This is a genomic window from Nonomuraea sp. NPDC003709 (assembly GCF_040610775.1).
In the GTDB taxonomy this organism is placed as follows: domain Bacteria; phylum Actinomycetota; class Actinomycetes; order Streptosporangiales; family Streptosporangiaceae; genus Nonomuraea; species Nonomuraea angiospora_A.
In genome coordinates this window covers 114776-127052 of sequence record NZ_JBEXMW010000008.1, presented here as the reverse complement: position 1 = coordinate 127052, position 12277 = coordinate 114776, and the positions used below count along the sequence as shown (strand labels likewise).

Below are 12277 nucleotides of genomic sequence, written 5' to 3'. Positions count from 1 at the left end.
CCCCTGCCCGATCGACACGACGGCCTCAACCCTGCGAATGTTTCCGGCAGATGCCCGACGGGCGGGCCGTTCAGCCGCGTCGGACCCGCCGTCGCGTCGAAGCCGGCGCGGGACTGAAGCTCAGGCTGATGGCTCCAGCATGGGCACGAGGAACCGCCGGGCCACCGCGGCCAGTTGCTCGTCGTCATCCAGGTTGATGACGGCGCTGGGGATCGTCAGGAAAGAGGTGGAGATCCGCACCATCATCTCGGCCACGAGGTCGACGTCGAGGCCGCTCGGCACGTTACCCGCGCGTTGCTCGCTGCGGAGCTGGCCGGCGACGAAATGCCGCACGGTGGCGAGGGTCTGGCCCCCGTCAGCCGTCATGGAGGGGACGAGCAGGTCCGGTTCCGTGGCGATGAGTCCGCCGATCAGCGGGTTGCCGCGAATTGCCCGCAATGAGCTCACGAAGCCCAGCACCACCCTGTCGGCAGCGGTGCCGGCTTGTTCGATGTCGATGAGGAACTGGTCGAAATAGCGGCGGAACTCCCGGCGCACCACGTGTTCGATCAGCGTGTCCTTTGTGTCGAACCGCCGGTAGACCGTGATCCGCGACACCTTCGCCAGCCGGGCGACGTCCTCCATGGTGGAGCGCCTGATGCCCATCCGGCAGAACTGCTCGTACGCCGCGTCAAGGATGCGCGTCCGTAGCTCGTCGCTGTCGTCGACGCGCTCGACGGCATCGACATAGGCGCGCTGGAGCAACGAATCCGAGTCCGACAGCGCCATGAATCCGGACAGCACCGATTCCACGATCACCTCCTGTAGGGATTCTGCCTCAAACGCGGGTCTTGTGATGCTCGTCACACTGTGCTCTGATGATGATACACAGACTCATGATTTGTTTCTCAGTATCATCCATTTCTCGCATGCCCGGAGCGGAACCCCCCACCTCGAAGGAGTGCAGAGCATGGCAGAGTTGAGCAGGCGCAAGGTGCTGATCTCGGGCACCGCCATGGGAGCGCTCGGCGCGTTAGGGATGATCTCCCCGGCCCAGGCGGACTCCCTGGTCGGCGACTGGACCTGGCCGGCCAGTGGTTCGATCGCGGGCTCCGGCAGCGGCGCCGACCCCCGATGGGTGTGGGACGACGTGGCCGATCCGCTCCTCGCCTCACTGTTCGACCGCGGCGTCATACCCGAGGTCAACCGGCTGCTGTACGACTGGAACCGCAACGACCAGCCCCTGCCCGCGGGACTGCCGGAGGATCTGCGAGCCTTCATCGAGCAGGCGCGTCAGCTGCCGTCGTGGGCCGACCCCGCCCTGCTGGATGCCGGGGCGCGGTTCCACGCGCTCAAGGGGAACTACATCGTCGTCCTCACCATCGTCGGCGCCGGGATGCTGGCCACCGCCATCCCCAAGGAGGCACGCGCCGTCTATTACTCCGCGGGTGGTGCGGATCTGAAGGACCGGATCGCCAAGACGAACATCCTGGCGTACGCGGTCAGACCCCAGAACGCCTGGGGTGCCGGCGGCACGGCCGTGGTCGAGGCCGTGAAGACCCGGCTGGTGCACGCGGCGGTGCGGCACCTGCTGAAGTCGTCTCCCCACTGGTCCGGCCCTATCCCGATCAGCCAGGAGGACATGCTCGTCACGTGGCACACCCTGGCGACGTACTCCATGCGCGGGATGCGGGAGTGGAAGGTGCGCATCTCCTCCACCGAGGCCGCGGGGTACCTGCACTCGGTGCAGATGCTGGGGCACATGCTCGGTATCAGGGACGAGTTCCTCCCCGCCACCTGGGACACCTCCTACACCCAGTCGGACCTGGTCCTGCCCAGGAACATGGGGCCGACCACCGAGGGGGTGGAACTCAACGCCATCCTGCGGGACATGCTCGCGGAGCTGACCAGCCCCGGCGGCGTCGACAAGCCTCTCGTCAACGCGTTCTCCAGGTACCTCACCGGCAACCAGGTGGCCGACTGGAACGGCATCCGACGCGAGCCGCTGTGGGACCCGGTGGTCAAGACCGCCTGGCCGCTGCTGGTGCAGTTCCGGGAGGGTCTGATCGGGCTGCCGCTGGTGCCCGCCGCCGCCTGGCTCCTCGACGAGGCGGTCAAGAAGTGGACCACGTACTACCTCACCAAGGGGGCACAGACCAAGATCGTGATTCCGACGGGCAACCGGCCCAGCTGATCACGGCCGTCGCCGCGTCCGCGCGGCCCTCGGGTCTCACACCGCCCGCAACGGCGTAGGGCATCGCGAGCGGATCGCGGGTTGCGGTGGTTCGGCGGCGTAGGCAAGACTCGGCGGCAGTCGTGAGGTGGGCGGAGGGGACGATGAGCACCGCTGACAAGGGCAACGCCTATCTGGAACGGGTCGTCGCGCAGCAGGCGGTGCTCGAGGACGACCTCAGGGCACGCCGCGCCGCCCCCGGCGAGCCGGCGCCGCCGGCGGGGCCGCTGGCCAAGCGCGAGCGGGCCATCGGCGGGGCGGCGCCCGACACGGCGGCCCCGGGCCCGGTGGACGTACGCATCACCGGGTTCTGGCGCTGGAAGAACGTGCTCGTCCCGCCCAACGCCTTCGTGGTGCACACCCGGCGTGGCCGCGAGAAGCCCCTGCACGTCGGCCTGGGCGTGTCGTTCCGCTTCAACCCGTCCACCGACTCTTTCCTGGTCGTGCCGGGGGCCACCCAGACCATCCTGATCAACGCCTACTGCGTCTGCCGCGAGCTCCAGGGTGTGCTGGTGCAGGGGTACGTGCAGTGGATCATCCAGACCTTCCCCGTCGCGTACCGCAAACTGGACTTCAGCGATCCGCAGGACCCGATGCGGCTGGTCAACCTCCAGCTACGGGAGCAGGCGGAGGCGGCCATCAAGGACAAGGTCGCGACCATGGGCGTGCGCGACGTGCTCAGCGACAAGCAGCCCATCATCGAGGAGCTGACCGCCCGCCTGCGCGCGGTGGCCGAGGGCGAGGACGACAGCGACCAGGGGCTCGGCCTGCGCATCGTCACCGTCCAGATCAAGGAGGCCGTGGTCAGCTCGTCGCGGCTCTGGGAGAACTTACAGAAGCCCTACCGGGCCGAGCAGGGGCAGCTCGCCCGCCTGGCCGAGCTGCAGTCCGAAGAGGCGATCACCCAGCGCGAGATGGCGGCCGAACGCCTCAAGGAGACCCAGCGCCTGGAGAACGAGCGGGAGCTCGCCGGGCTGCGGGCCCGTAACGAGGCGTGGCAGTTCGACACCGAGGTGGCCGAGCAGCTGCGGCGCACCCAGCGCCGGCACGACGACTCCAGGGCGGTGGCGGAGTTGGAGACCCATACGACCCTGCACGCGCTGCGGATGGAGCGCGAACGGCACACCGAGGAGGCCGAGACCGGCAGGCTCCGGATCGAGCGGGAACAGGAGCTCAAGAGCCTGGAGCTCGCCGGCGAGCTGGAGCTGGCGCGTTCCCGGGCGCTGGCCGACCACGAGCGGGCGCTGCTGGACGTGGAGCGGCTGCGGATGCGGGCCGACATCGACAACCAGCAGTCCCCGGCCAGCCTTCAGGCCAAGCTGATCGGCTTGCTGCCCGAGATCATGGCGCAACTCCCCAAGCCGGAGGAGCTGCGCATGGTGTCGATCAACGGCAGCGACCGGACCACCGTGTCGGGCCTGCTGGCCGAGCTCGCCGCCATGGTCGGAGTGCTGCGTTCCGCGATCGACCGGGACACCCCGGCTCCCTGATCGGCGAGGTCCCCGCTGTTCGCTGTGGTGGCGGGCCCCGGTCCGCCGACCGCCGCACCGGCTCGGCGCCGGGAACGGGCGCACGCCGACCAGCCAGTCACCGCAGGGCTGCGACGTGCAGTTCGCGGAGCACATCACCGAGAACGGCGGCGGCGTCGCCGAGCACTTCCTTCTCGAACGTCGAAGCGCTGTCGCTCCATGGCTGGGCGTTGACGAGCACCCGGACCGTGCCGGGTCGGCAGAACTCGATGAGCCCGGCCGCAGGGAACACCGTGCCGGAAGTGCCGATGGCGATCCACACGTCGGCGTGGCGGGAAGCCTCGATCGAGGCACGCATCTTCTTGGCGGAGAGTTGCTCTCCGAACAGGACGACGTCGAGGCGCGCGATGCGCCCGCAGTGCGGGCAGGTGGGCACGGTTTCGTGGATGTCGTCGTCGAACCAGGCGCCGTTGCGAGCGTGGCATGCCTTCCGGGAGCAGCGGGTGGCGAATGCGTTGCCGTGGAGTTCGGTGACGTTCGCGGATCCGGCCCGGGTGTGGAGCCCGTCTATGTTCTGGGTGGCGATGTGCACGTCGAAGTGGGCTTCGGCGGCGACCAACGCCTCATGCGCCGGGTTTGGTCGGGCGATGGATGCGGCGTGGCGTAGTTCGTTCCAGTGCTCCCATGCCTGCTGGGCCTTGCCGTGCCAGCGGGAGGCGGTCGTGAGCTTCGCGATGTCAGGGTTGCGGTCCCACATACCGTTGCCGCCTCGGTACACGGGCAGCCCCGAGGGGGCGGAGATTCCGGCTCCCGTGAGGACCGCAAGCCGAGGTTTGCGCTCAGCGATGGCAGCGTCAGGCATACGATCATTGTCGGCCTTGGCAATGTCTCATACCACCGCATTTCCATAGCGTCAGGTGACCTTGTCGTGGCGCGTCCGGCTGGAGCCGACACTACTTTTACCCTTCAGGCATCCCAGACCTCCGGCACGCAGGAATCCGGTTTCCGTACGGTCCACCCGTGCGCCACCATCACCATCAACAACCCGACCCTCAGCGACCTCACCGTCGCGAACAACCTCGAAGGAGGGCTGACCGTGATAGATCAGAATGACCTGGTGATGGCAGCAACCGCGAGTGGCATCGACTTCGAAAAATGCGTCCTCACAAACTCGCTTCATACAGTGGATCTGATTGTCGGAGTCGCCTCCCCTGGAAACTGGGCGATGACACCGACATGGATTGGCGCGCCTAATTGCTCCCACGGGCCGCCGCTTCAACTGGCGGGCGAAGGCTGCTGATTGTGGTCGATGAAGACCAGCCCATCGGCGAGCAGCCCGTACAACGCCTCCGATCGAGATCCTGCCGATCCGGCAGCGGTAGCCCGGCGTGCCCGGCCCGCGCGGCGCCTGGTGGACGCGGCTGCTTCGATCGTGTCGGGCTGACCCGAGCCGGTCAGGCCCGAATCGCCGGACGTCTGATCGGTGTGTTCGCCTCTCTGGGCCGCTCGTCTTGCTCGGCTGCGGCCGGTCACGCGTACCGCACCGTGCCTGTGTGGCCCTGACTCCGGCCACCATGGCGCTCGGGTGGATCTCCGGGCGCATCGTGACAGCCGACGGCCCCCGGCGGCGGTCGGGTTCAGCCGGGCCGCGGCTGCCATGTCCGAGCAGTAAACAATGGCAGGCGGAATGAGGATTGAGGGAAGTGGACAGCTGAAATTTTAGGTCGCTCTAAATTGCCGGATATGCATGCTTACAAACCTGTGGCACATTGCGGACACGAGCCTTGTCAAGCCGGATTCACAAGCGCACAGTCAAAGCAAACAATCCGGCCCTGGAGGGTACATGAACAAAAAGGGCGCACCAAATCCCCGCAGCAGAATCGCAATAAGACGTCTCTTATCCGCTGGCCTCGCGATATTCGCCGCCGCCTTCCTCGTCGCGCCGCCCGCAGCGGCCCTGGCCCTGCCGACGCCGAAGGAATTCGTGTCGAACCTCGACCTGGAGTGCTTCAAGACCACCACGTACCAGCCGCCGGCCACCACATTGGTGCTGCGCCACCTCAACCCCGTGCTCGGTAACCTGCCGACCGTGCAGGTCACGCTGGGCCAGCGCGAGCAGCTCTGCGTCCCGGTGGCCAAGAACAACGTCATCCCACCGCCGAATGTCCTCGACTACGTCAGGTTCGTCGACCTGTCGTGCTACCGGGTGACCGGGCCCTCGATCAACCAGAATCTGGGGCTGCGCCACCTGAACCCGGTCCTGCAGAACGTACCGGGCATCAGTGTCACGCTGAACGTACCCCAGCATCTGTGCGTGCCGGTCGCCAAGAACGGCGTGGTCCCCGCCCCGGACATCCTGCGGGTCATCTCGCACATCGACCTGCTGTGTTACGCGCACCAGCCGAACCCGTCCATGAACCTGCCCCTGACCCTCACCCAGCTCAACCCCGTGCTGGTCAACCAGATCCCCACCCAGACCGTCCAGGTCACCGCCGCCCGCCAGCTCTGCGTCCCGGTGCAGAAGGCCCGTGACGATATCCCGGCGGACGTGCTCAACGTCGTACGCTGGATCGACCTGGAGAAGTTCGACATCAGCAGCCCGGCCATCTCCCCGGTGCCGCTGACCCTGAGACACCTGAACCCGGTGCTGGGGAGCCTGCCCCCCGAGGAGCTCAGGCTCACCGGCGCCGCGCAACTGGCCGTCCCCGTCTCCAAGAACGGAGTCGTGCCGCCCGGCTGATCTGCCTCCGCGACCGGGCCGGATGACCGGCCCGGTCGCGCCCGCTGCGTAAGGCTCCGCCATGGGATCGCCTGCCACTCGGCGGTATGTTCGCCTCCTGCTGCGACTTTTCTTCGTCGCCGAGATGGGCCAGGAGAGCGGGTGCTCGATTCAGAGGGCCGCCGCCCGGTCATAGATCGCGCGTAACCACGACCGGCGAACCGCCGGCAGTCGCACAAGCGTGTCGCGGAACACCTGCCAGTCGGGACTGAAACGGTCGTACGGCAACAGCGGCGGCGGATCGTCTCGGCGTACGTCGGCGGGTATCCGGTTCGCCGCGGGAAGAAGCCGCCGGTCGTCATGGAAGGCCAGGTACGTCCACACCTCGGCGGCCAGCGGCACCACCGCCTCCGCGCCGGACGGCCATACCCGGCCGGTCTGCGGATGCCGCGGCACCAGGAGAACGTCCCCGGACGCGGCGGCCAGCCCCGGCCCGGCCAGGACGAGACGCCGTTCCGGCGGGCCCGCCGGAAGCATCCTGTCGAGCGCCCCGCCGAACACCTGCCCGGCAAGCCCATCGGGCACGACCACCGGCTTCCCGCCCGAGGCCGCCAGCAGGTGGGCCAGCGACACCGCGACCGCCGCACGCCACTCGAGGCTCCACCATCCGGGCTCCGCAACGGGTGGTATGCCGGGATACTCCTCCAGCAGCGACTCCCAGCCGATCACCCGGCAGGCGGGGCCCGACACGCTGACGGGGCGCACGGCGTCCGGATCCAGCCACGCCACGTACCAGCGGTAGCAGTCGTCGACGAGGGTGGCCACCGCCCGCCCGCACTCCGCGCACGCCAGGTTGGGGCCGGCGCTGCCGCTCAGGCCACAACAGGCGTTGTCATCCCGCCGCAAGATGTGGACGGTTCCACGCAGATCGCCCGGCGCAACCCCGATCCGTCCCGAGGGGCCGTACGGCAGCGAATACACGGGCGCGTAAACGCCGCGGGCCTCCGCCTCCTCCGCGCCGACCTCGTCCCACAACCGGTACGGCGGAAAGGACGGCTTGGGGTCCACCGCGTACGTTCCCGGCTCCAGCAGCGAAGGGAGCTTGCGAGCGCCCCACGACTGGCGTGCGTGATCGGGCAGCTCGACCCGCGACACCCGCGCGGTCAGTACGGCATCGCATCCTGCGCAGGCGAAAATGACCAAATGCCCTCCAGCGGCCTCGACGATTCATCTCATGCTGCCGCAAACCGGGGCTGCCGGAAAGCGATGATCGGGCCGGATACGGGCACCCGGTTCTCTGCCGCGGCGGCGGGACGACTGGCGTGGGGCGGCCGTGCTCCGGTCGTGATCCGCTTGCGGAAGCTCCTCGGCGAGGGCGGCCTGCTCGCGGAAAGCCGCGGTCGGCGACCCGGCCGCGCGCCCGGCTCGTGGTGGGCGGTTTCAGGTGCTGTCCAGGTAGGCGAGTACGGCGAGCACTCGGCGGTGGCCTCCTTCGGCGGGTGGGAGGCCTAGCTTGGTGAAGATGTTGCCGATGTGCTTGTGAACGGCGTTGTCGGTGATGAAAAGCCGCTTGCCGATGTCGTTGTTGCCGAGGCCCTGGGCCATCAGGGTGAGCACCTCGCGTTCCCGCTTGGTGAGCGCGTCGATGGCGCTCGTGCCGCCTCCGGCCAGCAGCTGGGCGATGACCTCGGGATCCATGACGGTGCCGCCTTCGGCCACCCGGCGCAGGCCGTCGACGAACTCGCTGACCCGGCTCACCCGGTCCTTGAGGAGGTAGCCGACACCCCCGTGGCCGTCGGAGAGCAGCTCTCGCGCGTAGACCTTCTCGACGTACTGCGACAACACGAGCACCGGCAGGCCGGGATGCGCGCGCCGGATCTCCAGCGCGGCCCTGATGCCCTCGTCGCGGAAGGACGGAGGGAGCCGGACGTCGACGATCAGCGCGTCCGGCCGGTGCCGGTCCACCGCTTCGACCAGGCCGGGATGGTCGGTGACGATGGCGGCTACCTCGATGCTCTTGGTGCCCAGGAGGAGTTCGAGACCCGCGGAGAGCAGGACGTTGTCCTCGGCGATCACGACTCGCACGGCAACCCCACTGCTATGGCGGTCGGGCCGCCTGGCGGGCTGGTGACGATCATGGTGCCGTCGAGCGCGGCGACCCGGCGACGGATGCCCGTGATGCCGGTGCCCCGGTCCTCGTCGACGCCGCCGATGCCGTTGTCGGTGACCTCGACCAGCAGCCTGCCGCCCTCCCGGGTGATCCGCACCCGCACCTGGGTGGCGCCGCTGTGCTTGGCGGCGTTGGTGAGCGACTCCGCCACGACGAAGTAGGCGGCGGCCTCAACCGCCGCGGGCAAGTGGCCGAGATCGTCGAGGTCGGTCTCGGCGTGCACGCCTGAGCGCGCGGTGAGCGCCGCCAGCGCACCGAGGAGTCCTCGGTCGGCGAGGATCGGCGGATACATGGTACGGATCACGTCGCGCAACTCCGTCATGGCCTCCTCCGCTCCTTCGTGGGCCTCCCGTAGCAGGTCGGCCAGGTCGCCGGTGTCGTCGGGAAGCGACTCCCTGGCCACCCCCAGCCGCATGGCGATGGCGACCAACCGGGCCTGCGTGCCGTCGTGCAGGTCCCGCTCGATACGGCGCAGCTCCGCGCCATGGGCATCCAGCACTCCCGCGCGGCTTTCGGCCAGTTCGCCGACCCGCCGGGCGAGTTGGTCCTCCGCCGAGGGCTCCAGCGCAGCCAGGCACCTGCTCGCGTGGAAGCCCGCGAGCCTGGGCACCGCCCAGTACGCCAGGGCTGCGAAGCCTCCGACCTGGGCGAGTCCCAGGGCCAACGCGCTGCCCCACCCGGTCACCGGGAAGACGCCCAGCAGCCGCAGCGGTAGATCCGGTGGGAACAACCACCAGAGAGGAGCCGCGAACACGGTGAACACCACCGTGCCGACACAGAACAACGCCGCCAGCCCCGCCGGAACACCCGTCACAATGTGCCTGAACACCCAGCAGACATCACGCCTGGTCTCCGGGTCGTCGAGCACCTGACGCCACCGCACGCGAATCCCCTCGCCCAGCGTCATAGGCCGGGCAGACACCTGCCTCCCCAAAAGCGCGGCGGCGCGACGGCGGTGCCACTCCGCCCACCGCCGCAGCCCGGCCATCGCCCGTGGAAACAGTACGAGCCCGACGCCGCCCAGCCCGGTCGACAGCACCGCGGCCGCCAGAAGCGGCGGCACCATCATCGTGGCCATCGCGGTCGGCAACCCGAGCAGGAGGTATCGGCTACCCCGCCACATCTTCCGCCATCGTTCACGCACGGCATCCAGTCTGACCACCGCAACCGGGGGACGCACTACAGCGGACTGTAATACCGGCCGGGCCGCCTGCCCCATCGTCAGCGGATCGGGGTGAGACCTACCGTCCGTGGTCATGACCACGAAAACCCTCCACCGCCCCGCCGTGCCATGGTCCAGGATCGCGGCGTTCCTCGCCGTCACCTTCAGCGGCATCTGGGCCGCCGGCGCCGCTGCCTGGTTCAACGGCGGCGACCTCCACGGGGACGCGGCCGCGCCCATCCTCATGATCGCGATGTACACGCCGACGTTGGGAGTACTCGTCACGGCGACGCTGACAGGAGAGCTGCGCCGCCCACGCGACCTGCTGAAGCAGACGGGCGTCCTGCCATCGCGGTCGCTGCCCAGGGTGGCCGGCTACAGCGCAGTCGGCCTGCTCCTCCCGCCGCTCCTGGCACTCGCCGCCCTGGGCATCAGCTCCGCCGCCGGCGGCTTCGCCTTCCACGATCCCCTGCCCCTCGGGGGTCTGGCGAGCATGCTGGCCTCCCAGCTCCTGATCTTTCCGCTCGGGATGGTCCTGACGTTCGGTGAGGAGTTCGGGTGGAGCTACCTGCTGCCCAAGCTGCTCCCGCTCGGGCTCTGGCGTGGCCTGCTGATCAGCGGGGTGATCTGGGGAGTGTTCCACACCCCGTTCACCTTGCAGGGGTACCACTATCCCGGCCTGCCGGGCGGCCTGGCCGTGCTTGCCTTCACCACCGCGTCGGTGCTGCTCGGCGCACTGCTGGGCTGGCTGCGCCTCGCCGCCGGGAGCATCTGGCCGGCGGTCGCCGCTCACGCGGCGGCTAACCTGATCGCCTCCGCGTTTCCTGCGATCCTGGGAAGGCCCGTCAACGTCGCCGACGCCGCCTTCCACGCATCGCTTTCCGGCTGGCCGGGCTGGCTCGTCATGGCCATACTGCTCGCCGTACTCGTCGTGACGGGACAGTTCAGGAAGCTCGCGGTCTAAAGGCCAGTTTCCCGAGTTGTCCGCTCAGCGGTCGTGCCAGAACGCGATCCCGCTCGCCAAAAACGACAACCGCACAGTCAACGGATGCGGTTACGACCGCAGTCGCCCGGGTGCCGGCGGTCAGCCGCCGGGCTTGGTGAACTCCACGCCGTCGAACCGGAACACCGTGGTGCGGCCGGGGTAGTCGCTGACCGCCAGAAGTCGGCCGTCGGCGGAGAAACCAACCTCCTGGTACCAGCCTGACCGCTCGCCGGGTACGGCGAAGTGCGGCTCCAGCGGCTGTCCGCTCGCAACGTCATAAACGACGACCGGGCCGCGGTGGAGAACGCCGGCGAGCAGGGTGCCGTTGGGTGACAGCGCGAAGTCACCCAACCGCTCGCACCCCTCCCACTCGTCCTCGATCGCCCAGCACAAGGCACCGGATTCCACCGAGACGCCAAAGCATCCTGACGTCGCGCCGCTCGCGACAAGGATCTGCTCGGCCCCATCGAACGCCAGCTTGTCGAACCGGTGACTGATCCCCTGGAATCCCGCCGGGAAGGGGAACGGGGCGGCGAGCACTCGCTGACCTGCATCGACATCCCAGATCTCGAGGTCGTGCTCCGTATCGCGGTTGTCCGGGTCGTGGGCGAGGCCGAGGAGCCGGCCCGACGGCGACAGCGCGGCGGTGGTCTGGAAGCGCTTGCTTGCCGGAAGATCGAGGCACGAATCGCCGTCCGGGCCCAGCACTCGCAGCGCGTGATCGTTGTCGACCACCAGCATCCGCCGGCGGGCGGCATCCCACCCTGGCCGGGTGTAGGGCAGGCGTTGGACATGACCGGTGGCGAGCGCCACCGTGTAGCTCACCTCCGCCATGGAGATCGTGTCGCGGACGGTGAACGTCAGGTGCGATCCGTCCGGTTCGAACATCACGGTATGGATCAGTGAGTACTGGTACGCATCGGTGTACACCACCTGGCGCGCGCCGGTCCGTAAGTCGACTGTCTGCACATCGGAGCCGGCCGCCCCGATCCGGTCGGGGATGCCGCGGGCGACCGCGACGGTGTGGCCGTCCGGGTGCAGAGCGATCGCCACGACGCCGTTCTTCGCCTGTGTCGCGCACTGTACGACGACGTCGCCCGGGTCGCTTGCCGCGACGTCGCGGAGCAGGGCGTACCCGTCACGCATCTTCTCGGCGACGACCTTCTCCAGAGCCTCGCGCGCCGCGTCTCCGTGATCGAACGACTTCGTGCGCCCCTGAGGCTTCCCAGTGCCGGCCCACCAATTCCGGTGCAGCTCAGCCCCGTCGACCCGGAGTTCCAGGTACTTCGGCTTCGAGGTACCTGGATGGGTCAGGAGAATGCGGTCACGATCCACCCGCGGCATTGTAGAGGTCTCCAGCGCACAAGTGGGCAGCCCGGCTCAGCTGCTCCTCCTCGGGTTCGAGGTCCCTTCTCGCAGGTCAGAGCGAGATGATCTTTTCAGGTACGCAAAGCACGTGGACCGGCCTTCAAGACATGTCGCGGCCGCGCGGCAACGCGCCGTACGCATCGGTGATCTGCAGCCCGAACAGCGCGGAACCCACCCGCATACCTGGTCGGC

11 protein-coding genes are annotated in these 12277 nt (G+C 68.6%); 5 read left to right on the top strand and 6 right to left on the bottom strand.

What is annotated here, in order from left to right:
• Window positions 1-120 precede the first annotated feature (120 nt).
• Window positions 121-768, bottom strand: coding sequence for a TetR/AcrR family transcriptional regulator (locus ABZX61_RS24960; RefSeq protein ID WP_355198574.1), 648 nt, complete (start codon window positions 766-768; stop codon window positions 121-123).
• Window positions 769-949: 181 nt separating this feature from the next.
• Here ABZX61_RS24960 and ABZX61_RS24955 point away from each other — a divergent pair, with 181 nt between their 5' ends.
• Both ABZX61_RS24955 and ABZX61_RS24950 read left to right on the top strand, forming a co-directional pair.
• A complete protein-coding gene (locus tag ABZX61_RS24955; RefSeq protein ID WP_355198058.1) occupies window positions 950-2173 on the top strand; it encodes an oxygenase MpaB family protein in 1224 nt (407 codons plus the stop codon).
• Window positions 2174-2316: 143 nt separating this feature from the next.
• Window positions 2317-3702 (top strand): SPFH domain-containing protein, encoded by a 1386-nt coding sequence (locus ABZX61_RS24950; RefSeq protein ID WP_350726922.1) that lies wholly within the window; start codon window positions 2317-2319, stop codon window positions 3700-3702.
• A 97-nt stretch (window positions 3703-3799) separates the two neighbouring features.
• Here ABZX61_RS24950 and ABZX61_RS24945 read toward each other — a convergent pair whose 3' ends face one another.
• Complete coding sequence (locus ABZX61_RS24945; protein ID WP_355198056.1) at window positions 3800-4543, bottom strand: Sir2 family NAD-dependent protein deacetylase; 744 nt, start codon at window positions 4541-4543, stop codon at window positions 3800-3802.
• Between the two features lie 66 nt (window positions 4544-4609).
• Between ABZX61_RS24945 and ABZX61_RS24940 the strand changes: the two genes are divergently transcribed.
• Together ABZX61_RS24940 and ABZX61_RS24935 are read left to right on the top strand one after the other, a co-directional pair.
• A complete protein-coding gene (locus ABZX61_RS24940) occupies window positions 4610-4981 on the top strand; it encodes a hypothetical protein (protein ID WP_355198054.1) in 372 nt (123 codons plus the stop codon).
• 684 nt (window positions 4982-5665) lie between these two features.
• The gene (locus ABZX61_RS24935) at window positions 5666-6421 is read left to right on the top strand and encodes a hypothetical protein (protein ID WP_355198052.1); all 756 of its coding nucleotides are present in this window, start codon (window positions 5666-5668) and stop codon (window positions 6419-6421) included.
• A 150-nt stretch (window positions 6422-6571) separates the two neighbouring features.
• On the opposite strand, the gene ABZX61_RS24930 is transcribed toward ABZX61_RS24935, so the two are convergent.
• The 3 genes from ABZX61_RS24930 to ABZX61_RS24920 form a co-directional block, all read right to left on the bottom strand.
• On the bottom strand, window positions 6572-7555 hold the full coding sequence (locus ABZX61_RS24930) for a hypothetical protein (protein ID WP_355198050.1): 984 nt from the start codon (window positions 7553-7555) through the stop codon (window positions 6572-6574).
• Window positions 7556-7840: 285 nt separating this feature from the next.
• Window positions 7841-8485 carry a response regulator transcription factor gene (locus ABZX61_RS24925; protein ID WP_355198049.1) on the bottom strand — a complete coding sequence of 215 codons (645 nt, stop codon included), beginning with the start codon at window positions 8483-8485 and terminating at the stop codon, window positions 7841-7843.
• The gene (locus ABZX61_RS24920; RefSeq protein ID WP_355198047.1) at window positions 8473-9714 is read right to left on the bottom strand and encodes a sensor histidine kinase; all 1242 of its coding nucleotides are present in this window, start codon (window positions 9712-9714) and stop codon (window positions 8473-8475) included. The genes ABZX61_RS24925 and ABZX61_RS24920 overlap by 13 nt, the downstream gene beginning before the upstream one ends.
• 112 nt (window positions 9715-9826) lie before the next feature.
• Here ABZX61_RS24920 and ABZX61_RS24915 point away from each other — a divergent pair, with 112 nt between their 5' ends.
• Entirely contained in the window at window positions 9827-10696 is an 870-nt protein-coding gene (locus ABZX61_RS24915; RefSeq protein ID WP_355198045.1) for a CPBP family glutamic-type intramembrane protease, read from the top strand.
• A gap of 120 nt (window positions 10697-10816) precedes the next feature.
• Here the strand turns inward: ABZX61_RS24915 and ABZX61_RS24910 are convergent, their stop codons facing one another.
• Window positions 10817-12052 (bottom strand): hypothetical protein, encoded by a 1236-nt coding sequence (locus ABZX61_RS24910; RefSeq protein ID WP_355198043.1) that lies wholly within the window; start codon window positions 12050-12052, stop codon window positions 10817-10819.
• Between the last annotated feature and the right edge of the window lie 225 nt (window positions 12053-12277).